We start from the raw sequence: 25036 nt of genomic DNA, 5'->3' as shown, positions 1-25036 counted from the left end.
CGCTGAGGCGGCTCAGCGACCGAGGTCGCGCTCCGGCGAGCCGACATACAGCTGCTGCGGGCGCCCGATCTTGGTCTGCGGGTCGAGGTTCATCTCGCGCCAGTGCGCGATCCATCCCGGAAGCCGGCCGATCGCGAAGAGGACCGTGAACATCCGCGTCGGGAAGCCCATCGCCTTGTAGATCACGCCCGTGTAGAAGTCGACGTTCGGGTAGAGCTTGCGGTCGGCGAAGTACGGATCGGCGAGCGCGACCTCCTCGAGCTCCTTGGCGATGTCGAGCAGCGGGTCATGGACGCCCAGCGCCTCGAGCACCTCGTCGGCCGACTGCTTCACGAGTCTCGCGCGCGGGTCGAAGTTCTTGTAGACCCGGTGGCCGAAGCCCATCAGCTTGACGCCGGACTCCTTGTTCTTGACCCGCTCGACGAACTTCTGGACGCTCTCGCCCGAGTCGCGGATGCCGGCGAGCATCTGCAGCACGGCCTCGTTCGCGCCGCCGTGCAGCGGGCCGTAGAGGGCGTTGATCCCGGCCGAGATCGAGGCGAACATGTTGGCCTGCGTGGAGCCGACCAGCCGGACGGTCGAAGTGGATGCGTTCTGCTCGTGGTCCTCGTGCAGGATCAGCAGGCGCTCGAGCGCACGCGAGAGGACCGGGTTCACCTCGTACGGCTCGGCAAGCGTGCCGAAGTTGAGGCGGAGGAAGTTGTCCACGAAGCTGAGCGAGTTGTCCGGGTAGAGGAAGGCCTGGCCGAGGCTCTTCTTGTGCGCGTAGGCCGCGATCACCGGAAGCTTGGCGAGCAGCCGGACGGTCGACAGCTCGACCTGCTCCGGATCCTGGACGCTCAGCGAGTCCTGATAGAAGGTCGACAGCGCCGACACGGCGCTCGACAGCACCGACATGGGGTGGGCGTCGTGCGGCAGCGCGTCGAAGAAGCGGCGCAGGTCTTCGTGGAGGAGCGTGTGACGACGCACCTTCTCGTCGAACTCGGCCAGCTCGGCCGGCGACGGGAGTTCGCCGTGGATCAGCAGCCAGGCGACCTCGAGGAAGGTGGACTTCTCGGCGAGCTGCTCGATCGGGTAGCCGCGGTAGCGCAGGATGCCCTGCTCGCCATCGATGTACGTGATCGACGAGCGCGTGGCCGCCGTGTTCACGAAACCGTAGTCGAGGCTGGTGAGCCCGGTCTGCCGGGTGAGCGACGAGAAGTCGATGCTCGAAGCGCCGTCGACGCTCGGGCGGATCGGGAACTCGGCGACGCCGCCGGGGAAGGTCAGCGATGCGGTGGCCAGGTCGGCCTCGTCCGCCTCGGCGCCCAGCGGCGCTCCCTCGTTCGTGCCCGCAGCCTCGCTCGTGGGGGGCTTCCGGGTGCCCGTGCTTTCGGTGCCGAGTCCGCTCACAACGCCTCCTGGTGGGAAAATCGGGCCCTCATAGGGTGATCTGTGGCCCGCCCGTCGGAGCGGCGCCGCACGGTCCCCGCTTCGTGAACGGGTCGTGCCCATACAGCCTAACGAACGCCGGCGACAACTGCCGCATCGGGCAAAGCCGGGGCCGATCGGTTAGAGGGTGTCTCCAAAAGCGCGCAGCCGACGGGCCGCCGCGTCGATCCGTTCGTCCGTCGCCGTCAGGGACAGGCGGACGTGCTGCGGATACGCGTTGCCGTAGAAGTGACCGGGGCCGGCGAGGATTCCCAGGTCGGCGAGGCGTCCGATGCTCTCCCAGGCGTCGCGTCCCTCGGTCGCCCACAGGTACAGGCCGCCCTCGCTGCGGTCGACGCGGAAGCCGGCCGCCTCCAACGCCGGCTTCAGCAGGTCGCGCCGCGCGCGGTACCGCGCCTTCTGCGCCTCGACGTGCGCGTCGTCGCCCAGCGCGGCCACCATCGCCGCCTGCAGCGGACCGGGCAGCATCAGGCCGGCGTGCTTCCGGACGTTCACCAGGCGGCCGACGATCGAACGGCAGCCCGCCACGAACGCGGCGCGGTAGCCGGCGAGATTCGACTGCTTGCTCAGGGAGTACACCGCCAGGACCTTCCGGCGGTCCTCGCCGATCACCCGCGGGTCGAGGATGCTCGGGACGCGTTCGGCATCCCACGGCGCCTCCCAGCCCAGCTCGGCGTAGCACTCGTCACTGGCGATGTACGCATCCAGCTCCCGGGCTCGGGCGACGGCGGCGCGCAGCTCCTCGACCGACAGGATGCGGCCGTCGGGATTGCCGGGAGAGTTCAGCCAGATCAGCCGCGTGCCTTCGGGCCACTCCGCCGGGTCGTCGCTCGCGACGGCCGTCGCTCCCGCGATCGTGGCGCCGATGGCGTAGGTCGGGTAGGCGGCGCGCGGGTGAACGACGATGTCGCCATCCCCGAGACCCAGCATGAACGGGAGCAGGGCCACCAGCTCTTTCGAGCCGATGGTCGGGAGCACATTCTCGACGGTGAGGCCGGGAACGCCCCGGCGGCGCTCGAACCACTCCACGATCGCCTCGCGCAGCGCCGGAGTGCCGACCGTCTGCGGGTAGGCATGGGCGTCGGTCGCGGCGGCCAGCGCATCCCGGATCACGTCCGGCGTCGCATCGACCGGCGAGCCGATCGACAGGTCGACGAGTCCGGAGTCGTCGCCGAACGGCACAGCCTCTCGGGCGCGCGCCGCGAACGGCGTCATGAGATCCCAGGGGTAGTCCGGGAGCTCCTGGAGCGCCACGGTCAGTGCGCCTGCGGAGGCAGCGCTGCGACGACCGGGTGGTCCTTCTGGAGCACGCCGATCTTCGAGGCGCCGCCGGGCGAGCCGATGTCGTCGAAGAACTCCACGTTCGCGCGGTAGTAGTCCTTCCACTCCTCGGGCAGGTCGTCCTCGTAGTAGATCGCCTCGACCGGGCAGACCGGTTCGCAGGCGCCGCAGTCGACGCACTCGTCGGGGTGGATGTACAGCGACCGTTCGCCCTCGTAGATGCAGTCGACAGGGCACTCGTCGATACAGGCCCTGTCCTTCACATCGACGCACGGGAGAGCGATGACATAGGTCACGGTGGTTCGGATCCCTTCACGAAGAGCGGTACTCCTAGCTTAGACGCCGCACGGGGAGGGGTGCGCCCTCGACGGCAGCGCCCCCTCCGCGGTTCGCACATTCGTCACGAATGTGCACTTAGGCGACTCGTAAGTGCACATTCGTCACGAATCCCGCGTTGAGGCGACCCCGAGCGGGAGGTGCACATTCGTGACGAATGTGCAGTTCAGCGCGCGGGAGGCGCACATTCGTCACGAATGTGCAGTTCAGCGCGCGGTAGGTGCACATTCGTGACGAATGTGCGGTTCAGCGCGCAGTAGGTGCACATTCGTGACGAATGTGCGTTATCGGCGGGGCAGCCGGGGCACGCCGGGAGGCGGGGCGGGCGGGGCTCAGTAGGTGTTCGGGTCGCGGGGGTCGGCCGCGGGCGGGCGGTGGCCACGGACGTCGGGCCAGGCGACCACGATCGCCGCGATCAGGATGGGACCGGCCAGCCATGCCATCCCGGGCAGGTTGTTCGGGATGAGCACAGAGCCTCCCGCGCTCTCCTGGGTGAACAGCAGGATGAGCACGATCGCGCCGAGCGCGGCCAGCAGCGCCGGCAGGCGGCTGTGTCCGAGCAGCCGGAGGCCGACGAGCAGGGCCGCGAAGGCTGCGAGCGAACCGATGAGCCCGAGCGGGATCGCGACGCCCCAGGTGACGGAGCTCTGGTGCGCGACGGTCCCGATCGCGCCGAAGACGGCCCCGGCGAGCACGAGGAGGACTCCGCTGACGATCCGGCTGAGCATCCCCGCATCCTATCCGGGCGACCCGGCAGCGGGCCGTGAGATCGCGGCTGGACAGGCGGCGAAGAGTGATCTACGCTCGAAAAGTAAGGTTAGCCTTACCAACATTCGCCCCCGATACCTCTGAGGTTCTCTGTGCTCGCGAACTACCTGATCGGCCTCCGCGAAGGCCTCGAGATGGCGCTCATCGTCACCATCCTGGTCGCCTACGTGGTCAAGCTCGGCCGTACCGACGTGCTCTCCAAGCTCTGGATCGGCGTCGGCGTCGCCCTCGTCATCCCGCTCGCCATCGGGGCCCTGCTCACCTGGGGGCCGTACGGCATGAGCTTCGAGGCGCAGGAGATCCTCGGCGGCACACTGTCCCTGGTCGCGGTCGGCTTCGTGACGTGGATGGTGTTCTGGATGGGCAAGACCGCCCGCACCATGAAATCCACTCTTCACGAGCGTCTGGACTCCGCCCTCGTCGGCGCCGGCTGGGGCGTCGTGGTGCTCGCGATGCTCAGCGTGGGCCGGGAAGGGATCGAGACCTCGCTCTTCGTCTGGGCGACCGTCTCCAGCACCGGCGGGAGCTGGGAGCCGGCCGTCGGCGCGCTGCTCGGACTGCTCACGGCCGCCGTGCTCGGCGTCCTGCTCTACCGCGGCATGGTCAAGATCAACCTCGGCGCGTTCTTCACGTGGACCGGAGCCTTCCTCATCCTCGTCGCCGCCGGCGTCTTCGCCTACGGCCTGGGCGATCTGCAGGAGGCCGGCATCATCGCCGGCGGCGCCCACGCCTACGACATCAGCGGCGCCATCCCGTCCTCCAGCTGGTACGGAACGCTCGCCGCCGGCATCCTCAACTTCAACCCGTCGCCGACGTGGCTCCAGGTGATCGCCTGGATCGGCTACCTCGCGATCGTCGGGTACTTCTACGTCCGTCAGCACCGCTCCTCGGGCCGGACGGCACCGGTGGCCAAGGCTGCCGAGGCCTCCGCACCACAGGCGCCGATCGCCTCCTGAGTCCCCCTTTTCCCTCGTCACCAGAAAGCCCACTACACCTATGCCTCGACTCCGCCCTGCCCGCCGACGCCTGCCTGCCCGCCGCCTGCCTGCCCGCCGCAGCCTGGTCGCCCTCGCCGGATCCCTCGCCGGGAGCGCCGCCCTCGCGGCCACGCTCACCGGCTGCGTCCCGAACGAGGCGACCGCCTCGGACGAAGCCATCGCCGTCACGCTGACGGACACGAGGTGCACCGTCTCCACCGACCGCGCCACGGCCGGCCCGATCACGTTCCAGGTGACGAACAGCGGGAGTGACGTCAACGAGTTCGAACTGCTCGCCAGGGACAAGCTGCGGATCGTCGGCGAGAAGGAGAACATCGGCCCGGGCACGACGGTCAACTACGTCGTCCAGCTGGCCGAGGGCGACTACTTCTCCGCCTGCCGGAAGGGGATGGTCGGCGAGCCGAACCACGTCACGGCCTTCACCGTGACGCCCGGGTCCGGCAAGACCGCGTCGCAGAGCGAGAACAAGCAGGTGGCCCAGGCTGTGGACGACTATCTCGGCTACGTGAGGGACCAGTCGGGCGCCCTCGTGACCGCGACGCAGAAGTTCGCGGCGGCCTACGCCGGCGGCGACGACGCGTCCGCACGGGCGCAGTACGCCTCCGCCCGCTCCTTCTACGAGCGGATCGAGCCGACGGCCGAGCAGTTCGGCGACATCGACCCGGCGCTCGACCTGCGCGAAGCCGACCTCGCCCAGGGGCAGGAGTGGACCGGCTGGCACCGGATCGAGAAGGACCTGTGGCCGCCGGCCGGTTACACCGCGGCCGACCCGGCGACACGCACGAAGCTCGCCGACACGCTCGTCGCGGACACGCAGCGGCTGTACGACCTCGTCCACGCGAAGGACTTCACTCTCACCATCGACCAGATCTCGAACGGCGCGATCGGGCTGATGGAGGAGGTCGCGAGCTCGAAGATCACCGGCGAGGAGGAGGCGTTCTCGCACACCGACCTGCAGGACTTCCAGGCGAACCTCGAGGGCGCGCAGGTCGCCTACGGTGTCGTCCGCGACATCGCCGCGAAGAAGGGAAGCACCGGTACGGACGTCGTGAAGAAGCTGGATGCGGAGTTCGCGACGGTCGCCGCGACGCTGACCCGCTACCGGTCCGGCGACGGCTTCGTGAACTACACGGAACTGAGCACCGCACAGGTGAAGGAGCTCTCCGACCAGGTCAACGCGCTGAGCGAGCCGCTCAGCCGGCTGACCTCGACGATCGTCAAGTAGTGCAGATGAGCAGCGAGGATCGCCCCACGCTCTCGCGGCGCGCCGCACTCGGCCTGGCCGGTGCCACGGTGGGCGCCGGGGTGGTCGGGATCGGTGCGGGCGTCGCGGCGGACCGCGCGGTGCTGGGCGCCTCCACCGCATCCTCGACGACGTACCCGTTCTACGGCGCGCAGCAGGCCGGCATCACCACGCCCGCGCAGGACCGCCTCCACTTCGCCGCTTTCGACGCGGCTCCGGGGCTCGATCGCGACGGACTGATCGAGCTGCTGCACGACTGGACCGTCGCCGCCGCACGCATGACGCAGGGTCGCCCGGCCGGGAAGTACGGCCCCGCCTCCGGCCCGATGGATGCTCCTCCGGACGACACGGGCGAAGCTCTCGACCTGCCCGCTGCCGGCCTGACGCTGACCTTCGGATTCGGCCCCACGCTGTTCCGGACGGCCGCCGGCGAGGACCGGTTCGGGATCGCGTCCCGCCGCCCGGCCGCTCTGGTCGACCTGCCGCGGTTCCCGGGAGACGCCCTCGTGGAGGCGATCAGCGGAGGCGACCTGTGCGTGCAGGCCTGCAGCGACGACCCGCAGGTCGCGGTCCACGCCATCCGCAACCTGTCGCGCATCGCGTTCGGCCGGGCGGCCATCCGCTGGTCGCAGCTGGGATTCGGCCGCACCTCCTCGACGTCCCGGGCGCAGGTCACTCCGCGGAACCTGTTCGGCTTCAAGGACGGGACGGCGAACATCAAGTCGGAGGACGCCTCCATCGTCGAGGACCAGGTCTGGGCCGGGTCCGGCGACGGCGCCCCGTGGATGGCCGGCGGCTCCTACCTCGTCGCCCGCAAGATCCGCATGGTCATCGAGACGTGGGACCGGCAGCAGCTCGGCGAGCAGGAACGCATCATCGGCCGCGACAAGGGCGAGGGCGCGCCGCTCTCCGGAGGGACCGAGTTCACGGCACCGAACTTCCTCGCGCTCGCGAAGGACGGCGGCACGAAGATCGACCCGGCGTCGCATGTGCGGCTCGCGCATCCCTCGGTCAACTCCGGCGCCCAGCTCCTGCGGCGCGGGTACAACTTCGTGGACGGCAACGACGAGCTGGGGAGGCTCAACGCCGGGCTGTTCTTCATCGCGTTCCAGCGGGATCCACGGAAGCAGTTCATCCCGATCCAGCAGCGCCTGGCGTCCAGCGATCTGATGAACGAGTACACCCGCCATGTGGGTTCGGGCGTGTTCGCCGTGCCGCCCGGGGCGAAGGAGGGGTCGTTCGTGGGGGCGGGGCTGTTCGCGTAGTCCTGTTTCAGGGGCCTGTTTCGGTGGCCTGTTTCAGGGGACTGTTTCGGGGGCCTGTTTCAGGGGCTCGGGGTCGGCGTCGGGGTGGGCGCCGATCCCTTCGACACGGAGTAGTTGGCGACCCAGCCGTTGCTGCCCGCGTCCGTGACGACGACGAGCACGCCGTAGGTTCCGTTGGTGAACGTGCCGGTTCCGCCTCCGTCGGGCGCTTTCGTGCCGAACTCGCCCGTGAAGCCGGCGTCGGTGAGCTGCTTGCCGATCGCGGTGTACGCATCGGCGCCGCCGACCTTCACGGTCACATTCCAGACCTTGTCCGCGCCCGAGCCGAGCGCCGCGCCGAAGACGACGGAGCCGGGTGCGAGCGGGACCGCCTTCGGAAAGTCCGTGGGCACGGATGCGCCGCCGAGATCGACATTGCCTCCCGTCACGTTCTTCACGACCGTCTGGAAACTGCAGGCAGTGAGGGCGGGCGCGACGCCCAGCAGCAGGGCTGCGGCGAGCGGCAGCGCGACAAGGCGGCGGTTCATGGTCCCATTCTGGCCGACGCCTCCGCTGGTGTGAGGTGGGGATGCGCGGGTTACGGAGGAGATTCGGCGCGAATCGGCCGGAAATGGCGGAAAGGGAGGAGATCCAGCCCGGGTGGGGGCGGGATCTCCTCCCTTTCGGCGACGAGCGCGAGCGGCAGCGACGCGGCAGCGACGTGCGCGAGCGGCGTCAGACCGCGGCGGCGGCGTCCTGGCGCTTCAGACGCGAGGCGGCGCGGCCGCGGGCGGTCGCATCCAGCTCGACCTTGCGGATGCGGACGGCCTCCGGGGTCACCTCGACGCACTCGTCGTCGCGGGCGAACTCCAGGCACTCCTCGAGTGTCAGCTGACGGGACGGCGTCATCGACTCGAAGTTGTCGGCGGTCGACTGACGCATGTTGGTCAGCTTCTTCTCCTTGGTGATGTTCACGTCCATGTCGTCGGCGCGCGAGTTCTCGCCGATGACCATGCCCTCGTAGACCTCTTCGGTCGGGTTCACGAAGAAGGTCATGCGCTCCTGGAGGGCGATGATCGCGAACGGGGTGACCACGCCGGAACGGTCGGCGACGATCGAGCCGTTGCTGCGCGTGACGATGTGCCCGGCCCAGTCGTCGTATCCGTGGGCGATCGCGTTCGCGATCCCGGTTCCGCGGGTGGTCGTCAGGAACTCGGTGCGGAAACCGATCAGCCCGCGCGACGGGACGATGAACTCCATGCGCACCCAGCCGGTGCCGTGGTTCGCCATGTTCTCCATGCGGCCCTTGCGGGATGCGAGCAGCTGCGTGATCGCGCCGAGGTACTCCTCGGGCGCGTCGATCGTGAGGTGCTCGAACGGCTCCTGCAGCTTGCCGTCGACGCGCTTGGTGACCACCTGCGGCTTGCCGACGGTCAGCTCGTAACCCTCGCGGCGCATCTGCTCGACGAGGATGGCCAGCGCCAGCTCGCCGCGGCCCTGCACCTCCCAGGCGTCGGGGCGTCCGATGTCGAGCACGCGGAGCGAGACGTTGCCGACGAGCTCGCGGTCGAGGCGGTCCTTGACCATGCGCGCGGTGAGCTTGTGGCCCTTCACCTTGCCGACGAGTGGGGAGGTGTTGGTGCCGATGGTCATCGAGATCGCCGGCTCGTCGACGTGGATGGCGGGCAGCGGACGCACGTCGTCGGGGTCGGCCAGCGTGTCGCCGATCATGATGTCGGCGAAGCCCGCCACCGCGACGATGTCGCCGGGACCCCCGGACTCGGCCGGGTAGCGGTCGAGCGCCTTCGTCATCAGCAGCTCGGTGACGCGGACATTGTGCACATCCCCGTCGTGACGCACCCAGGCGACGGTCTGGCCCTTCTTGAGGGTGCCGTTGAAGATGCGGAGGAGTGCCAGACGGCCGAGGAACGGCGAGGCGTCGAGGTTGGTGACGTGCGCCTGCAGCGGCGCCTCCGGGTCGTAGCTGGGGGCCGGGATGTGCTCGAGGATCGCCTCGAACAGCGGCTCGAGGTCGTCGTTGTCGGGCAGCTCGCCGTTGGCCGGCTGGGTGCGGCTGGCGGCGCCGGCGCGGCCGGACGCGTACACGACCGGAACGTCGAGGATCGCGTCGAGGTCGAGGTCGGGAACGTCGTCGGCGAGGTCGCTGGCGAGGCCCAGCAGCAGGTCCTGGCTCTCGCTCACGACCTCCTCGATGCGCGCGTCGGAGCGGTCGGTCTTGTTCACCGCGAGGATCACGGGGAGCTTCGCCTCGAGCGCCTTGCGCAGCACGAAACGGGTCTGCGGCAGCGGGCCCTCGGACGCATCCACCAGCAGCACGACGCCGTCGACCATGGACAGGCCGCGCTCGACCTCGCCGCCGAAGTCGGCGTGGCCCGGGGTGTCGATCACGTTGATGGTGATCGGGCCGTTCGGTGCGTGGATGCCCTTGTACGAGATCGCCGTGTTCTTGGCGAGGATCGTGATGCCCTTCTCACGCTCCAGCTCGTTGGAGTCCATGGCCCGCTCCTCGACGTGCGCATGCGCATCGAACGAGTTGGTCTGCTTGAGCATGGCGTCGACCAGCGTGGTCTTGCCGTGGTCGACGTGTGCGACGATCGCGACATTGCGCAGATCGTCGCGGCGGGCGACGGCGTTCTCGGACATGCGTACAGACTCGACTCTCGTCAGAAGGAAGGGGAACGGTCCATTCTATCGTGGATCCGCTCCCCTTCTCCTGTGTGCGCTGACAGCATGCGCGGGATGCGGTCGCCCGGGGCTCGAAGTGGGCTCAGCTCGCTGCCGACCCGTCGGCTTCCTCCGTGCCCAGGAGGCGGATGCGCTCCTCGCGGCGCGAGCGCTGCGCTGCCGGATCCGGCAGCGGGACGGCGGCCAGGAGGCGCTGCGTGTACGCCTCTTGCGGGGATCGGAGGATCTGGTCACTGCTGCCCTGCTCGACGATGTGACCGCGGTGCATCACGACGATCCGGTCGGCGAGCTGGTCGACGACCGCCAGATCGTGGCTGACGAAGAGGCAGGCGAAGCCCATCTCGCGCTGCAGCTCCTGAAGGAGCACGAGGAAGCGCGCCTGCACCGAGACGTCCAGGGCCGACGTCGGCTCGTCGGCGACCAGCAGCTTCGGACGCAGCGCCAGAGCGCGGGCGATCCCGACGCGCTGCCGCTGCCCGCCGGAGAGCTCGTGCGGGTAGCGGTTGCGGAAGCTGCGCGGCAGCTCCACCTGGTCGAGCAGCGACTCCACGACCCGATCGAGCTTGTCGCCCTTGGTGCCGGTCGCGAGCATGAGCGGCTCACCGATGCTCTGGCCGATCGGGAAACGCGGGTTGAGGGAGGAGCCGGGATCCTGGAAGACGATGCCGATCTCTTTCCGGGCGGCTCGCAATTGGCGACTGGACATCGCCGCCAGATTGTGACCGCCCACGAGCAGCTCGCCCTCCGCGACGGGGAGCAGCCCGACGGCCGCCCGGCCCAGCGTGGTCTTGCCCGAGCCGGACTCCCCCACCAGACCGACGATCTCTCCCGGGTAGACATCGATGTCGATGTTCTCGGCCGCACGGAATGCGGGGATCCTGCCGCGCTTGGGGTATTCGATGGCCACATTCCGGAAGGACAGATAGGGCTGGACGCCCCCTTCCATGTCGGTCTGCAGCGCCGTCGACACCTCGCCCTCCAGCCGGAGGTGGGGCACCGAGGCGAGCAGCTGCTGGGTGTACGTCTCGGTGGGCGCGTGGAAGATCTGCTCGACGGAGCCGGACTCGACGATCCGGCCATCCTTCATCACGATGACCTTGTCGGCCAGGTCCGCCACGACTCCCATGTCGTGGGTGATCAGAACGATGGCGCTGTCGAGACGGTCCCGCAGGTTCCGGAGGAGTTCCAGGATCTCCGCCTGGACGGTGACGTCGAGCGCCGTGGTCGGCTCGTCGGCGATCAGCAGCTTCGGGTCGCACGAGACCGACATGGCGATCATGGCGCGCTGGCGCTGGCCTCCCGACAGTTGATGGGGATACTTGTCGAACGTCAGCTCGGGAGTCGGCATCTCGACCAGATCGAGCAACTCGATGGCGCGTGCCTTCGCCTCCGACGGCGACATGTCGAAGTGGGTGCGGAGCGTCTCGACGATCTGGAACCCGATGCTGTAGACGGGGTTGAGCGCTGTCATCGGCTCCTGGAAGATGACCGCGATGTCCCGGCCGCGCACGCGGCGGAGCGCCGTGCCGGACATGCCGATCAATTCCCGGCCGAGCAGCTTCGCACTGCCGGCGACCCGGCCGTTCGGCGGGGTCAGCCCGAGCAGCGCCATCGAACTCGAGCTCTTGCCCGATCCGGACTCTCCGACGATGGCGAGGATCTCGCCGGCCTTCACGTCGTACTCCAGGTCGACCGCCGCCGGATACCACTGGCCGTCGACCCAGAAGTCGACGTCCAGACCCGAGACCTCCAGGATGGCCGGTGTCCCTGCGATGCGCGCTTCAGTAGTCATCGGTTCTTCTGCTTCCCGTGGGCGACAATGGGGGTATGGCTGTCGGCCCACAAACTTCTGTCCTTGCTCCACGCTTCTCGCGCTTCGTATGCATTGCGGTGCTCGTCGTCTGCGCCATCACCGCGGTGTCGCTCGTCGAATACGGTCACGTCGAGGTGACACTGCGCGCGCTCCCGGCGGTGCTCTTCGCGGCGGCGACCTCGTACGTGGTCCTCTGGCAGCCGCATGTCGTGCTCACACCGCAAAGCCTGATCGCCGTGAACCCGTTCCGGACGCTGGTGGCGCCCTGGTCGGCCGTCGACGCGATGACCGCGCGGTGGACGCTGACCGTGAGGACCACTGCCGGTGCTTTCGCCGTATGGTCGGCTCCCGCCCAGAGCCCCTGGAGCGCCGTCGGCACGCTTCGTCGTGACGCACTCGGGCGTCCGTCCCTCGCAGGCGCAGGGACGCCCACGACGGCCATCGCCCCGCTGGTGAACCAGCAGTGGGCCGCTCATCGCGAAGGGCCGGAGGCCGCGGGCGAGGCGACGATCCGCTGGAATCGCCGCTCCGTGATCGTGGTAACGGCGCTCGGCGCGCTGACGCTCGTCGGCATCCTGTGGCCGTGAGACGGGGATGAGCACGAGGCTCACGACTTGACCGGCTTCTGCCGGAGCGCAGCCTGCTCCTTGCGGGCGCTGCGCTTCAATCCACGGCGCTGACGCGGGTCGTACGCATCCCGCAGCCCGTCGCCGATGAAGTTGATGGTCAGCGCGATGATGACGATGAACAGACCGGGCCACCAGAACAGCCAGGGCCGGGTGGTGAACGCCGTCTGATAGTTCGAGATGAGGAGGCCCAGCGAAACGTCCGGCGCGTGCACACCGAAGCCGAGGTAGCTGATCGCCGTCTCCAGCAGGATCGTCGCCGACATCGTGAGGGTCGCGCTGACCACGATCACGCCGACGGTGTTCGGAAGGATGTGACGGAACATGATCCGGAGAGGGCTCGCGCCCGCGACACGTGCCGCGTCGACGAACTCGCGCTCGCGGAGCGCCAGCACTTCACCGCGAACGAGGCGCGCGAGCGTTGTCCACACCAGCAGCCCGAGCACGATCGCGAGGATGACGGACGGCCCGTTGACGGAGCGCCCGACGATCGCGGCCAGGAGCAGCAGCGGAACGATGATGACCATGTCGGTGAGGCGCATCAGCAGCGCGTCCGTCGTACCGCCGAAGTAGCCGGCGACCGCCCCGAGGACGGCGCCGATGACGGTGGAGATCGCGCCCGTGACGACGACGATCATGATCGACTGCTGAATGCCGCGCATCACCATCGCGAACATGTCGTGGCCGACCGAGTCCTGGCCGAACGGGTGGTCGCCGAGGCTCGGCGGCCACAGGGTCATCGTCGGAGCGCCGCCGTTGACGATGGCGGGAACGTCGTCGAAGTTCCAGTGCCACCAGCCGCCGGTGTTGATCCCGAACGCATGGATGCCGATCGAGCTGAACGACAGGATGATCACGATGACCAGCAGCACCAGGCTGATGATCGCGGCGCGGTGGCGGAGGAAGCGGCGGAAGACGATGCGACCGAGGCTGAGGCCTTCGACCTCTCTCGTCTCGATCGACGAGGACTCGATCCCCGCCTCCACGGCCGTTGCATCGAAGGTGCTGATGGTGGCGCGCGGGTCCACGCCGTCGCGGCCGAGGCCGGCGTCAGAGTTCTCCGGGGGAAGCGGTCCGATTGTCATGCGCTTACTCGAATTCTGGGGTCGAGGGCCGAGTAGATCACGTCGGCGAGGAAGTTGAACAAGATTGCGGCGATCGCCGTGACCAGGAAGAAGCCCATGATGGGGTTGAGGTCGACCCGGTTGAGCGCCTGATTGAACAGCGCACCCATCCCGGACCAGGCGAACACGTTCTCGGTGACGATCGCACCGCTGATCAGAGCTCCGAAGTCCAGCGCGATGACCGTAGTGATCGGGATGAGGGCGTTGCGGAACGCGTGGCGCATCACCACCGTGCGCTCATTCAGGCCCTTCGCCCGGGCGGTCCGGATGTAGTCCTGGTTCATCACCTCGAGCAGGCTGGCGCGCGAGTAGCGGCTGTAGCCGGCCAGAGAGGCGAGGATGAGGGCCAGCGTCGGAAGCGCGAGGTGCGTGAAGGTGTCGATCCCCTCGATCCAGAACGACCCGGTGAGATCCGGCGTCGACGCCCCGATCGTGCTGATCGGCCTGCCCTGTGCCACCTGAGTCACATAGATGTTCCAGGAAGCGAGGTACCGATCGAGCAGCATGATCAGGCCGACGATAAAGGCCGTGATCGCGCCGGTCCGGACGGACTGCCAGCGATCGAGCCCGCCCCACAGCCAGCCGGTGAGCCCGCCGAGTGCCGTGAGCACGATGAGCATCAGGAGGATGGACCAGAAGTTGACGATCCCGAACTGCTCGAAGAAGAGGTGCAGCGGGAGGTACAGCACCAGCCCGAGACCGGCCACGGTCAACGCCGTGTAGCGCGACCGCTTGTTCTGCCAGCCCGTCGACAGCACGGTCACGATCACGGCGGCGCCGACGGACAAGCCTGTCGTGATGACGGGGCCGAGGTTCGGGTTCAAGAACCACCCGGTCAGGGAGACATAGCCGAGCACCGCGAGCGCTGCGACCGTGCCGATGGCGAAGGTCAGCAGCCTCCGTCTGGCAGAGCCCCCGACGATGCCCATCCACACGATTCCTGACAACACTGACAGGATCACGAGAGCCGGAATGGACACGACCGGGTTGGTGAGGAAGTTGTTGAAGCCGATGGCGCCGAACTGCTTCAGCATGACCGCGATCCAGAACACGGGCAGCGAGAAGAAGAGGAACGACAGAAAGGTGACGGAGTAGTCGAAGCCGGAATACTGCCGCAGCGCCGTAGCAATGCCGAGAGTGATGCCGATCACGATGCCGATCAGGAGCGAACCGGTGACCAGCTGCAGGGTCGACCCCATCGCCGAGGCGAGCTGCTCGGTCACCTGCTGGCCGTCGACGGTCTTGCCGAGGTCGAACTTGCCGACCACGAAGCCGAGCACTCCGCCGAGCCAGAGGAAGTAGCGGAGGAACGGGGGAACATCCAGGTGGAGGAGCTCGGTCCGCTGCTGGATCAGGGTCGCCTTGTTGGGAAGACTGCTCTGCCGCAGATCGGAGAGGGGGTCGCCTGACCCGGCCGCGAGGATGTAGACGATATAGGAGGCGACAAGGAGTACGGCCAGGGATGCCAGGAGCCGTCGGGTTATGAACGAGAGCACGTCGTTGGGGACCTTTTGAGTAGACGTATCGTGGGGGTTCCGCAGATTGGGCCGTGCTCGCGCACGGCCCAATCTGCGGATTGCGGTAGTTTACGCCGCTGGAATCCGAACTACTTCTTGACTTCCCAGTCCCAGAAGTTCCAGAAGATGTTGGGCGCGTACGGAGCGTCCTTCACGTTCGAGATCTTCGTCGACCATGCCGATACGTCCGGCAGCTGGAAGAGGGTGAGGGTCGAGGCGTCCTTCCAGAGGTACGCGTCGATCTTCTGCTGGAGCGGGATCGCCGAGGGGATGTCCTTGGCGACCTTGGCCTGCGACCACAGCTGGTCGACTGCCGGGTTGGAGTATCCCTGGTAGTTGTAGGCGTTGCCCGTCGTCGTGTTCGCCTCGCTCTGGGTCACAGTCGATGAGGTGAGCTGGTACGCGAACACCGTGGCGTCGTACTGGTACTTGCCCGAACCGATACCCACCGTCGGGTCGAAGAACTGGTCGGTCGGCTTTCCGACGTCGGTGACGTTGAAGCCGGCGGCCTTCGCCGACGCCTGGATGAGCTGGAACTCGCCCTGGCGGCGCGGGTTGTCGTTCGCGTAGGCGAAGCGGACCGTGATCGGAGCCGTCACGCCGGCCTTGGCCAGCAGGTCCTTGGCTGCGGCTACATCGACCTTCTGGTACTCGGAAGAGCCGTTGTTCTTCGCGGATTCGGCGTAGCCGTCCTGGCCGGGGATGAAGAGCGACGAGTCATCCAGGGTCGCGTTCGAGGCCAGCGGCTTGATCAGGCGGTCGAGCATCTCCTGACGGGGAACCACCTTGAAGAACGCCTGGCGGACCTCGAGGGCCTTCTGGGCGTCTCCGCCGTACGTCTTCGGGTCGAACGGACCGCCGTTGTTGAAGGTCAGGTCTACGTGCTCGAAAGTAGCGGTCGGAGTGGTGGTCGACTCAACGCCCTTCAGCCCCTTCAGAGCCTTGACCGTGTCCGCGGTCGCCTGGCCGTAGAGGACACTGATCTCGCCGTTCTGGAGAGCCTGCACCTGCGCGGTCTGGTCGGGGATGAAGCGGACCGTGATCTTCTCGATCTTGGGCTTCGGACCCCAGTTGAAGTCCTTGTTGGCCTGCAGGGTCACGTACTGCTTCGTGAGCTTGACGACCTCGTACGGACCATCCGTCACCAGGAGGCGCTTGTCGGCCGGCGTGGTGGTGAAGTTCCACTTGTTCTTCCACGCGTCCGCGACCTTGGCGAGGTCAGCCGTGTTGTTGTCCTGGATCGCCTTGATCAGCGCTTGCTGAGCATCGGTGCCGGTCTTCTTGTCGATTCCCGCAAGCTCCCATGCGATGTGAGCAGGCAGGTTCGGGTTGAGAGCGGTGACCGGCTCCCAGTCGACGTACGGCTTGTCGAAGATGACGGTCATCGAGCGACCGCCATCGGAGATGGTCGGCGTCTTCGTGATCAGGTCGGTGCCGCTCCCGGCGTTGACCGAACCGAAGTTGACCTTGTCCTTGTTGTACTTGGTGATGCTCGATGCCCAGGCGAGGAGCATGTCCGACGCGTTCACCGGAACCCCGTCGCTCCACTTCACGCCGTCGTTGATCGTGTACTTGATCGTGAGGGGGCTGGTGGACTCGACCTTGTAGGTTCCGAACTGGGTGTTCTTCACCAGCTTCGGCTTGTCGTCGTAGTAGTTGAAGGTCGACTGGAACATGTACGAGATGTTGGAGTTGTACGTTGCGTACCCGGTCGCGGTCAGAGCGTTCATGGTCGTCATCGCGCCGTTCTGGGCCACGCTGATCGATGTTCCGCTCTGCACTTCTGAGCCGCCTGAGGTGCTGCATCCTGCGAGCGCGAGGGCCGCCGTCGCGACGATCGCGCCCAGGAGCGCCAGCCGTTTGGTCTTCAATGATCCTCCTGTGCAAAAGTAAGCGCGACGACACTTCAAGCCTCCGCCACGCGAGATAGAACGACACTAAGGATCACATGGGGCGATTGCAAAATAGGGCGGGAAAACGTTACACACTGGTAATTGAAATCGGAGGATCGTTGCGTGATTAGCCAGAAAATGCGCGATTCGCGCGTCTTGCGCGAGAATCCGGAGCGTTCTGCACATTCGCGCATCTGGTGGGAGATCGCCATCGTTCTCGGGCTCTCCCTGGGGCAGGCGGCCGTGTACGCCATCGTCTCGATCATCGACCGGTCCACCCAGAGCACGCCGCTCGCGCAGCAGAAGACCCAGGTCAATCCGGTCCAGTCCAGCCGCGAGGTGTTCGACTTCCTGTACCAGGTGCTCGGCAATCTCTTCCCGCTGTTCGCCGTCGCGCTGGTGATCTTCCTGCTCTGGCAGCCGCGGCGCAGCGGCTTCCGCCGGATCGGGCTCGACCTGACGCAGCCCTGGCGGGACGCGGGCGGCGCGGCGCTGCTGTTCCTCGCGATCGGGGTGCCGGGCATCCTGTTCTACGCGATCACCCGGCTGCTCGGGATCACCGTCACCGTCGAGGCGTCGACCCTCGACACGCACTGGTGGACGGTGCCGGTCCTCATCCTCGCGGCGCTTCGTGCGGGTCTGCAGGAGGAGGTCATCATCGTCGGCTACCTCTTCACCCGGCTGCGTCAGCTGGGCTGGGGGACGTGGCCGATCATCCTGGCCGCCGCCGTGCTGCGCGGCAGCTACCACCTGTACCAGGGCTTCGGCCCGTTCGTCGGCAACGCGATCATGGGGGTCGTCTTCGGCTGGTGCTACACCCGCTGGGGCCGGGTCGCCCCCCTCGTCATCGCCCACACGCTGATCGACATCGTCTCCTTCGTCGGCTACCCCCTCGCCGTCCACCTCTTCCCCCACATCTTCGCCTGACCCCCTCCCCCTCCCCCCCTCCGCCCCACCGTCGAGTCCGCACAGACTGCACGAAAATCAGCCGAAACTGTGCAATCTTTGGGGACTCGACGGTGGGGCGGGAGGCGCGAGGAGGCGCGAGGAGGCGCGAGGAGGCGCGAGGAGGGGGGCGGGGGTTAGGCGAAGGCTTCGGGCGGGGGGCAGGCGCAGAAGAGGTTGCGGTCGCCGTAGGCCTGGTCGACGCGGCGGACGGGCGGCCAGTACTTGGCGCGCACGAGAGCCGGGACGGGATAGACGGCCTGCTCGCGGGAGTAGGGGTGAGCCCAGTCCGAGGAGACGACGGATTCGGCCGTGTGCGGGGCGTTGCGCAGCAGATTGTCGTCCGCGGGCCAGTCTCCGGAGGCCACGGCGTCCGCCTCCGCGCGGATCGCCACCATCGCGGCGACGAAACGGTCGAGCTCGGCGAGGTCCTCGCTCTCCGTCGGCTCCACCATGAGCGTCCCGGCGACCGGGAACGACATGGTCGGCGCGTGGAAGCCGTAGTCGATGAGCCGCTTGGCGACGTCGTCCACCGTCACGCCGGTCCGCTCCGTCAGCGGGCGCACGTCCAGGATGCACTCGTGCGCGACCAAGCCGTCCTCCCCCGCGTAGAGCACCGGGAAGGAATCGCGCAGGCGCGCGGCGACGTAGTTGGCGGCCAGCACGGCTGCGCCGGTCGCGTCCTTGAGGCCGTCGGCGCCCATCATCCGCACGTACGCCCAGCTGATCGGGAGGATGCTGGGGCTGCCGTAGGGCGCCGCCGAGACGGGCGCTCCGCCGTGCTCGACCCGGCCGCCGCCCACGAGTGGATGCGTCGCATCCTGAGCGAGCGGATGCCCGGGCAGGAACGGCGCGAGGTGCGCCTTCGCCGCGACCGGCCCGACTCCGGGGCCGCCGCCGCCGTGCGGGATGCAGAACGTCTTGTGCAGGTTGAGGTGGCTGACGTCGCCGCCGAAGTCGCCGAACCGCGCGTAGCCGAGCAGTGCGTTGAGATTCGCACCGTCGACGTAGACCTGGCCGCCGGCGTCGTGGACGGCCTGCGTGATCGCCACGACCTCGTGCTCGTAGACGCCGTGCGTCGACGGGTACGTGATCATCAGGGCCGCCAGCTCATCCGCATGCTGCGCGATCTTGGCACGCAGATCGTCGAGGTCCACGTTGCCGAGCTCATCGGTCGCGACGACCACGACGCTCATCCCGGCGAGGACCGCCGAGGCCGCGTTCGTGCCGTGGGCGGACTGCGGGATGAGGCACACGGTCCGCGCCTCGTCGCCGCGTGCGCGGTGGTACCCGCGGATCGCGAGCAGTCCGGCGAGCTCCCCCTGGCTGCCCGCGTTCGGCTGCAGCGAGACGGTGTCGTATCCGGTGACGTCGGCGAGCCAGCGCTCCAGCTGGTCGATCAGCTCGAGCGAGCCGGCGACGTCGGCGGCCGGGGCGAAGGGATGGAGGGCCGCGAACTCGGGCCAGGTCACCGCCTCCATCTCGGTCGCGGCGTTCAGCTTCATGGTGCAGGAGCCGAGCGGGATCATGCCGCGGTCGAGGGCGTAGTCGCGGTCCTGCAGGAGGCGCAGGTAGCGCATCATCGCGGTCTCGGAGTGGTGCGTGTTGAAGACGGGATGCGTCAGGTAGCCGGTGTCGCGCGCGACGGCCGCGTCGAACGATTCCTCGGCGCCGAGGTCGAGGACGACCTCGCCGTCGACCGTCCCGCCGAGCGCCTCGATCAGGTCCGCCAGCGGGAAGGTTCCGTCGCGGAGGTCGGCCGCCGACTCCTCGTCGATGCTGAGCGAGACGAGGCCCGCGTCGGTGGCGTGCAGCAGCAGCCCACGGTCGTGCGCCCGCGCGACCACGGTGGCCGCGTCGTCCACCTCGACCTGGAGGGTGTCGAAGAACGATCGCGACACGACCTCGACGCCGGCGGCTCGGAGCGCACGGGCGACCGCCGCCGTCGACAGGTGCACCTGCCGACCGATCGCGCGGAGTCCCGCCGGGCCGTGGTACACCGCGTACATCGCCGCCATGACGGCGAGGAGCACCTGGGCGGTGCAGATGTTGGAGGTCGCCTTCTCGCGCCGGATGTGCTGCTCGCGCGTCTGCAGCGTCAGCCGGTAGGCGGGCTTGCCGACGGCATCCTGCGAGACGCCGACGAGTCGGCCGGGAAGCTGCCGCTCCAGGCCTTTCCGAACGGCCATGTAGCCGGCGTGGGGACCGCCGAAGCCCATCGGGACGCCGAAGCGCTGGCTCGTACCCACCGCGACATCCGCGCCGAGCTCGCCCGGCGCGCGCAGCAGGGTCAGCGCGAGAAGGTCGGCAGCGGCGACGATGACCGCGCCCGCCTCCTTCGCCGTGCGGATGACGGCGCTCGGATCCCAGACGCGCCCGGAGGCGCCGGGGTACTGGACGAACAGCCCGAACGCGTCCGACAGCTCGGGCGCGTCGGCCGGCAGCCCGGCGAGGTCGAGCACGACGAGCTCGATCCCGACCACCTCCGCCCGGTTGCGCAGCAGGGCGAGGGTCTGCGGGAAGGTGTCGGCATCCACGATGAACCGGCCGGATGCCGCCTTGGATGCGCGGCGCGCCAGCAGCATCCCCTCCACCACCGCTGTGCCTTCGTCGAGCATCGACGCGTTGGCCGTGTCGAGCCCCGTGAGGTCGGAGACCATCGTCTGGAAGTTGATCAGCGCCTCCAGCCGGCCCTGCGAGATCTCCGGCTGGTACGGCGTGTAGGCGGTGTACCAGCCGGGGTTCTCGAGCACGTTCCGCTTGATCACCGCCGGCGTGATGGTGCCGTAGTAGCCGAGTCCGATGAGGCTGCGGTTCACGGTGTTGCGCGAGGCGATCGCACGCAGCTCGCGGAGGGCGGCGCGTTCGCTCAGCGGCGCCGGCAGCGCCGAGAGGCGGTCTCCGTCGCTGCGGATCGAGTCGGGGACGGCCGCGGCCACGAGGTCCTCGACGGAGGACCAGTCGCGGGAGGCCGCGGCGCCGATCGCGGACAGCATGGTGCTCTGCGCATCCCCATCGGTGCCGATGTGACGCGTCGGGAAGTGGTCGGTCATGTCAGGGTCGAATGCCTTACTCGCCGGTCAGGGCGGCGTACTCGTCGTAGCTCAGGAGGTTCGCGGGCAGCTCGGTGAAGCGGACCTTCACCAGCCAGCCGTCGCCGAAGGGGTCGGAGTTGACGAGCTCGGGAGCGTCCACCACCGCGGTGTTCGCCTCGGCGACCGTGCCGTCGACCGGCGCGAACAGCTCGCCGACGGACTTCGTCGACTCGATCTCGCCGACGACGCGGCCCGCGGTCACGTCGCTGCCGACCTCCGGCAGCTCGACGAACACGACGTCGCCCAGCTTCTCGGCGGCGTAGGCGGTGATGCCGACGGTCGCCACGTCGCCCTCGACGAGGAGCCACTCGTGCTCGGCGGTGTACTTCAGGTCTCGTTCTGCGGCCATGGCTAGCGCTTCTTTCTGCTGTAGAAGGGGAGGGCGGTGACGGTGAACTTCAGGCGGGAGCCGCGCACATCCACGTCGAGGACGGTGTTCTCGCGGGCGAAGCGGGGCGCGACGTACGCCATCGCGATCGGCACGCCGAGCGTGGGAGAGAGCGCACCGGAGGTGACGATCCCGACCTCCGCGTCCTCCCCCGTGCTGTCGTCGCGGGCGAAGACGGGGTAGCCGGCGCGTGCGGCGCGCTTGCCTTCTCCGGCGAGGCCGACGAGGACGGGCGCCTGCGCGTCGGGTCCCTCTTCGCTGGCGGCCCGGCCGACGAAGTCGGTCGCCTTGGCGAGGTTGACGACGCGGCCGAGACCCGCCTGGGCCGGCATCGTGGCGAGGCCCAGCTCGTGGCCGTACAGCGGCATCCCCGCTTCGAGCCGGAGGGTGTCGCGGCTCGCGAGGCCCGCGGGCACGAGGCCCTGCTCGGCGCCGACCTCCAGCAGCGCATCCCAGAGGGCGCGCGCGTCATCGGGGGCGACGTACAGCTCGAACCCGTCCTCGCCGGTGTAGCCGGTGCGGGCGATGAGCGCGGGATGCGTCTGGAACTCCGCCGGCAGCGAGCGGTAGTACTTCAGAGCCGAGAGGCGTTCTCCGAAGTCCTCCCCGTCGAGGGCGCCCTCGTCGGCGGCGAGGCCCGGCGTCGCGAGGAGGATGGAGAGCGCGGCCGGACCCTGGACGGCGATGAGGGCGATGTCGTCGGACTCGTCGAACACCTCGACGTCGAACGGCGCGGTGCGGTCGCGCAGCTCCTGCGCCACCGCATCCCGGTTGGACGCGTTCGCGACCACCATGTAGCGGTCGTCGCCCGTGCGGTAGACGACCAGGTCATCCACGATTCCGCCGGTGCGGGAGAGCAGGAGGCTGTACTTGGCCTGGTCCACCGCGATAGAGGAGAGCTTCCCGGCGAGCGCGTAGTCGAGCGCCTGCCCCGCCTCAGGTCCGAGGACGACGATCTCGCCCATGTGCGAGAGGTCGAAGAGGCCCGCGGCTGTGCGCACGGCGTGGTGCTCGGCCAGGTCGGACGAGTAGCGGACCGGCATCTGCCATCCGGCGAAATCGGTGAAGGAGGCGCCGGCCGCGACGTGGGCGGCGTGCAGAGGGGAGGTGTGTGCGCTCGGCGCTTCCTGCTGCTGCGCTCGCTCGGTCTGCGCTTCATCGCTCTGCGCTTCGTGGCTCTGCTGCGAGGTCATGAGTTCTCCGATTCGCCGGCCATCCGGCCGGGGGCGGCGGGAGCGACGAGCTCCCGGAAAGAACTCCCCCTCTGTCATCCGGCCTGAGAGTTTCACCGCGGCACCCTGCTGGACGACGCGGCTTTCACCGTGGGCGAGGACGGCGGGCGCCGTCCTGCTTTTCAGAGTGGCCAGTTCGATGCGGTACGCGTACCTGAGAGATTGTCGGGGAGGATTGCTCCTTCGGTGTCGCCCGCCTGCGCGTGCGACTCTCCCGCATCGACCTCGTTGGCCCGGTATTCAGTTGGATGTCGGCCAGCATATCCGGTTCGACGGCGTACCGCTCGCAGCACCGGTTTGTGGTTCGGGTCTGGATGACACTAAGATGGTGGGAACGTTAGAGTCACGTTGACCTTTAGGTGGGAGTGCGGCATGGCGGCACGGCATGAGCGCGAGAGCGCGATCCTCGCCGTGTCGACGGTCATCTTCGCGCTGCGCACGGACGACGAGACCGCCGGAGTGCCCCAGGTGTGGCTGCCGCTGGTGCGACGCATCCGGGAGCCGTTCGACGGGCGGTGGGCGCTGCCCGGCGGCCCCTTGCGCGTCGGCGAGGACCTCGCCTTCGCCGCCGCCCGCACCCTCAACGACACGACCGGCCTCACCCCGCGCTACCTGGAGCAGCTGTACGCCTTCGGGGACGCCGACCGCTCCCCCGGCGCCGAGCGCGTCGTCTCCGTCGTGTACTGGGCGCTGGTCCGAAGCGAAGAGGCGGAGCGCGCGAGCGTCGGCGAGAACGTCCGCTGGTTCCCGGCCGACGACCTCCCCGAGCTGGCGTTCGACCACAACGTCATCGTCGAGTACGCCCTCTGGCGCCTCCGCACCAAGATGGAGTACTCGCGGATCGCCCACGCGTTCCTCGGCGACCGCTTCACCCTGGCCCAGCTCCGCGCCGTGCACGAGGCCGTGCTCGGGAGGCCCCTCGACCCGGCGAACTTCCGGCGCACGATCGAGGGATCCGGCGCCGTCGTCGCCACCGACGAGTACCTGACCGGCACCCCCCACCGGCCGCCGCGGCTCTACCGCTACAACGACCAGATCGACCTCGCCGACGCGGGGCCGCTTCCCCGCCAGCAGCATCCGTTCGAAGGAAGAAGCGAATCATGACCACAGCTTCGGTCGACACCACCATCCGGCTCATCGCCGCCGGCGAGCTCGCCGGCGAGACCTGCACTCCGGAGCTGGCGGAGGCGCCGTGGGCGTTCGACGCGGCACCGCCCTCCTACGGCCCTGGCGCCTCCATGGCCGATCCGATCCCCGCGCAGACGCCGCGTCAGGGCGAACTCCCGGAGGAGTACCGCACCGCCTCCGCGCAGGAGCTGGCCGAGCGCATCCGGATCGCCAAAGAGACGCTGGGCGACCGCGTCGCCGTCATGGGCCACTTCTACCAGCGCGAGGAGGTGGTGCAGTACGCCGACTTCGTGGGCGACTCGTTCCAGCTCGCGAACGCCGCGAAGGCCCGGCCGGAGGCGGAGGCGATCGTCTTCTGCGGCGTCCACTTCATGGCCGAGACGGCCGACATCGTGTCGCGTCCCGACCAGCGGGTCATCCTCCCGAACCTGGCCGCGGGATGCTCGATGGCCGACATGGCCGACCTCGACTCGGTGCAGGAGTGCTGGGAGCAGCTGGAGGAGCTGTACGGCACCGAGCCCGATGCGGACGGCCGCGTCCCGGTCATCCCGGTCACCTACATGAACTCGTCGGCCGCTCTGAAGGCGTTCTGCGGCGAGCACGGCGGGATCGTGTGCACCTCCTCGAACGCCGCCACCGTGCTGCAGTGGGCGTTCGAGCGGGGGCAGCGCGTCCTCTTCTTCCCCGACCAGCACCTGGGCCGCAACACGGCCAAGGCGATGGGCGTCCCCCTCGAGCGGATGCCGCTCTGGAACCCGCGCAAGGCCTGGGGCGGGACGGACGCCGAGACCCTCCAGGAGGCGCAGGTCATCCTGTGGCACGGCTTCTGCTCGGTGCACAAGCGCTTCACGGTCGGCCAGATCGAGCACGCACGGGCCGAATTCCCCGGGGTCCGGGTGATCGTGCATCCCGAGTGCCCGATGGAGGTGGTGGATGCGGCCGACGAGTACGGCTCGACCGACTACATCGTCAAGGCGATCCAGGCGGCGCCGGCCGGCTCCACGTTCGCGATCGGCACCGAGATCAACCTGGTGCAGCGGCTGGCCGCGCAGTTCCCGCAGCACACCATCTTCTGCCTCGACGCGGTCGTGTGCCCGTGCTCGACGATGTACCGCATCCACCCCGGCTACCTGGCCTGGGTGCTGGAGGGGCTGGTCCGCGGCGAGGTGCTCAACCAGGTGAGCGTGCCTGCGACGGTCGCCGAGCCGGCACGGGTGGCCCTCGAGCGGATGCTCGCCGCGCGGCCCGACACCACGATGGCGGCGTGAC

General features: G+C 68.6%; 20 protein-coding genes and 2 riboswitches. Of the genes, 7 read left to right on the top strand and 13 right to left on the bottom strand.

The genetic code is table 11. From position 1 onward, the window contains the following. Window positions 1–12: 12 nt before the first annotated feature. The 4 genes from BM287_RS07500 to BM287_RS07485 form a co-directional block, all read right to left on the bottom strand. Window positions 13–1269 carry a citrate synthase gene (locus BM287_RS07500; protein WP_244528045.1) on the bottom strand — a complete coding sequence of 419 codons (1257 nt, stop codon included), beginning with the start codon at window positions 1267–1269 and terminating at the stop codon, window positions 13–15. Between the two features lie 282 nt (window positions 1270–1551). Beyond that, on the bottom strand, window positions 1552–2685 hold the full coding sequence (gene dapC / locus BM287_RS07495) for a succinyldiaminopimelate transaminase (RefSeq protein WP_090037495.1): 1134 nt from the start codon (window positions 2683–2685) through the stop codon (window positions 1552–1554). A gap of 2 nt (window positions 2686–2687) precedes the next feature. Beyond that, entirely contained in the window at window positions 2688–3008 is a 321-nt protein-coding gene (gene fdxA, locus BM287_RS07490) for a ferredoxin (RefSeq protein ID WP_090037498.1), read from the bottom strand. Window positions 3009–3380: 372 nt separating this feature from the next. Then, the gene (locus tag BM287_RS07485) at window positions 3381–3776 is read right to left on the bottom strand and encodes a hypothetical protein (RefSeq protein ID WP_090037501.1); all 396 of its coding nucleotides are present in this window, start codon (window positions 3774–3776) and stop codon (window positions 3381–3383) included. A 132-nt stretch (window positions 3777–3908) separates the two neighbouring features. Between BM287_RS07485 and efeU the strand changes: the two genes are divergently transcribed. From efeU to efeB, 3 genes are read left to right on the top strand one after another with little or no spacing between them, the layout of a single operon-like run. Beyond that, entirely contained in the window at window positions 3909–4772 is an 864-nt protein-coding gene (efeU, locus tag BM287_RS07480) for an iron uptake transporter permease EfeU (protein WP_090037503.1), read from the top strand. Between the two features lie 40 nt (window positions 4773–4812). Then, entirely contained in the window at window positions 4813–6039 is a 1227-nt protein-coding gene (gene efeO / locus BM287_RS07475; RefSeq protein ID WP_090037506.1) for an iron uptake system protein EfeO, read from the top strand. Window positions 6040–6044: 5 nt separating this feature from the next. After that, entirely contained in the window at window positions 6045–7322 is a 1278-nt protein-coding gene (gene efeB, locus BM287_RS07470; protein WP_090037792.1) for an iron uptake transporter deferrochelatase/peroxidase subunit, read from the top strand. A gap of 59 nt (window positions 7323–7381) precedes the next feature. On the opposite strand, the gene BM287_RS07465 is transcribed toward efeB, so the two are convergent. The 3 genes from BM287_RS07465 to BM287_RS07455 all read right to left on the bottom strand — a co-directional run bounded on the left by BM287_RS07465 (window position 7382) and on the right by BM287_RS07455 (window position 11799). Then, the gene (locus tag BM287_RS07465; protein WP_090037509.1) at window positions 7382–7849 is read right to left on the bottom strand and encodes a hypothetical protein; all 468 of its coding nucleotides are present in this window, start codon (window positions 7847–7849) and stop codon (window positions 7382–7384) included. Window positions 7850–8036: 187 nt separating this feature from the next. After that, window positions 8037–9965, bottom strand: coding sequence for a translational GTPase TypA (gene typA / locus BM287_RS07460; protein WP_090037512.1), 1929 nt, complete (start codon window positions 9963–9965; stop codon window positions 8037–8039). 124 nt (window positions 9966–10089) lie between these two features. Further along, entirely contained in the window at window positions 10090–11799 is a 1710-nt protein-coding gene (locus BM287_RS07455; protein WP_090037516.1) for a dipeptide ABC transporter ATP-binding protein, read from the bottom strand. A 35-nt stretch (window positions 11800–11834) separates the two neighbouring features. On the opposite strand from BM287_RS07455, the gene BM287_RS07450 reads away from it, so the two are divergent. Continuing rightward, on the top strand, window positions 11835–12407 hold the full coding sequence (locus BM287_RS07450) for a hypothetical protein (RefSeq protein ID WP_139230632.1): 573 nt from the start codon (window positions 11835–11837) through the stop codon (window positions 12405–12407). Between the two features lie 20 nt (window positions 12408–12427). Here BM287_RS07450 and BM287_RS07445 read toward each other — a convergent pair whose 3' ends face one another. The 3 genes from BM287_RS07445 to BM287_RS07435 form a co-directional block, all read right to left on the bottom strand. After that, window positions 12428–13531 carry an ABC transporter permease gene (locus tag BM287_RS07445; protein ID WP_090037523.1) on the bottom strand — a complete coding sequence of 368 codons (1104 nt, stop codon included), beginning with the start codon at window positions 13529–13531 and terminating at the stop codon, window positions 12428–12430. Continuing rightward, window positions 13528–15066 (bottom strand): ABC transporter permease, encoded by a 1539-nt coding sequence (locus tag BM287_RS07440; protein WP_090037527.1) that lies wholly within the window; start codon window positions 15064–15066, stop codon window positions 13528–13530. Before BM287_RS07440 ends, BM287_RS07445 begins: the two co-directional genes overlap by 4 nt. Window positions 15067–15176: 110 nt before the next feature. Further along, entirely contained in the window at window positions 15177–16958 is a 1782-nt protein-coding gene (locus tag BM287_RS07435) for an ABC transporter family substrate-binding protein (protein ID WP_090037530.1), read from the bottom strand. Window positions 16959–17117: 159 nt separating this feature from the next. Here BM287_RS07435 and BM287_RS07430 point away from each other — a divergent pair, with 159 nt between their 5' ends. Continuing rightward, window positions 17118–17906, top strand: coding sequence for a CPBP family intramembrane glutamic endopeptidase (locus BM287_RS07430; RefSeq protein ID WP_090037533.1), 789 nt, complete (start codon window positions 17118–17120; stop codon window positions 17904–17906). A gap of 155 nt (window positions 17907–18061) precedes the next feature. Here the strand turns inward: BM287_RS07430 and gcvP are convergent, their stop codons facing one another. From gcvP to gcvT, 3 genes are read right to left on the bottom strand one after another with little or no spacing between them, the layout of a single operon-like run. After that, on the bottom strand, window positions 18062–20977 hold the full coding sequence (gene gcvP / locus BM287_RS07425; protein WP_090037536.1) for an aminomethyl-transferring glycine dehydrogenase: 2916 nt from the start codon (window positions 20975–20977) through the stop codon (window positions 18062–18064). A 16-nt stretch (window positions 20978–20993) separates the two neighbouring features. Next, complete coding sequence (gcvH, locus tag BM287_RS07420) at window positions 20994–21368, bottom strand: glycine cleavage system protein GcvH (RefSeq protein ID WP_090037538.1); 375 nt, start codon at window positions 21366–21368, stop codon at window positions 20994–20996. Between the two features lie 2 nt (window positions 21369–21370). Beyond that, a complete protein-coding gene (gene gcvT, locus BM287_RS07415) occupies window positions 21371–22600 on the bottom strand; it encodes a glycine cleavage system aminomethyltransferase GcvT (RefSeq protein ID WP_244528009.1) in 1230 nt (409 codons plus the stop codon). A 61-nt stretch (window positions 22601–22661) separates the two neighbouring features. Then, window positions 22662–22771: riboswitch (glycine riboswitch) on the bottom strand. Beyond that, window positions 22772–22866, bottom strand: a riboswitch (glycine riboswitch). A 145-nt stretch (window positions 22867–23011) separates the two neighbouring features. Here gcvT and BM287_RS07410 point away from each other — a divergent pair. Then, a complete protein-coding gene (locus BM287_RS07410; protein WP_090037541.1) occupies window positions 23012–23743 on the top strand; it encodes an NUDIX hydrolase in 732 nt (243 codons plus the stop codon). Further along, window positions 23740–25035 carry a quinolinate synthase NadA gene (nadA, locus tag BM287_RS07405; RefSeq protein ID WP_090037544.1) on the top strand — a complete coding sequence of 432 codons (1296 nt, stop codon included), beginning with the start codon at window positions 23740–23742 and terminating at the stop codon, window positions 25033–25035. Before BM287_RS07410 ends, nadA begins: the two co-directional genes overlap by 4 nt. Window position 25036 lies beyond the last annotated feature (1 nt).

Origin of the sequence: Leifsonia sp. CL147 (assembly GCF_900114565.1) — a bacterium.
In the GTDB taxonomy this organism is placed as follows: Bacteria; Actinomycetota; Actinomycetes; order Actinomycetales; family Microbacteriaceae; genus Leifsonia.
Note: the sequence above shows the minus strand (reverse complement) of the source record. Positions and strands in the feature narration are given on the sequence as shown.

Excerpts from the sequence above, each read along its gene's own strand:
- BM287_RS07485 (WP_090037501.1), bottom strand. The coding sequence starts at position 3,776 with ATGCTCAGCCGGATCGTCAGCGGAGTCCTCCTCGTGCTCGCCGGGGCC.
- efeO (WP_090037506.1), top strand. The coding sequence starts at position 4,813 with ATGCCTCGACTCCGCCCTGCCCGCCGACGCCTGCCTGCCCGCCGCCTG.
- efeB (WP_090037792.1), top strand. The coding sequence starts at position 6,045 with ATGAGCAGCGAGGATCGCCCCACGCTCTCGCGGCGCGCCGCACTCGGC.
- BM287_RS07465 (WP_090037509.1), bottom strand. The coding sequence starts at position 7,849 with ATGAACCGCCGCCTTGTCGCGCTGCCGCTCGCCGCAGCCCTGCTGCTG.
- typA (WP_090037512.1), bottom strand. The coding sequence starts at position 9,965 with ATGTCCGAGAACGCCGTCGCCCGCCGCGACGATCTGCGCAATGTCGCG.
- BM287_RS07455 (WP_090037516.1), bottom strand. The coding sequence starts at position 11,799 with ATGACTACTGAAGCGCGCATCGCAGGGACACCGGCCATCCTGGAGGTC.
- BM287_RS07450 (WP_139230632.1), top strand. The coding sequence starts at position 11,835 with ATGGCTGTCGGCCCACAAACTTCTGTCCTTGCTCCACGCTTCTCGCGC.
- BM287_RS07445 (WP_090037523.1), bottom strand. The coding sequence starts at position 13,531 with ATGACAATCGGACCGCTTCCCCCGGAGAACTCTGACGCCGGCCTCGGC.
- BM287_RS07430 (WP_090037533.1), top strand. The coding sequence starts at position 17,118 with ATGCGCGATTCGCGCGTCTTGCGCGAGAATCCGGAGCGTTCTGCACAT.
- gcvP (WP_090037536.1), bottom strand. The coding sequence starts at position 20,977 with ATGACCGACCACTTCCCGACGCGTCACATCGGCACCGATGGGGATGCG.
- gcvH (WP_090037538.1), bottom strand. The coding sequence starts at position 21,368 with ATGGCCGCAGAACGAGACCTGAAGTACACCGCCGAGCACGAGTGGCTC.
- gcvT (WP_244528009.1), bottom strand. The coding sequence starts at position 22,600 with ATGACCTCGCAGCAGAGCCACGAAGCGCAGAGCGATGAAGCGCAGACC.
- BM287_RS07410 (WP_090037541.1), top strand. The coding sequence starts at position 23,012 with ATGGCGGCACGGCATGAGCGCGAGAGCGCGATCCTCGCCGTGTCGACG.
- nadA (WP_090037544.1), top strand. The coding sequence starts at position 23,740 with ATGACCACAGCTTCGGTCGACACCACCATCCGGCTCATCGCCGCCGGC.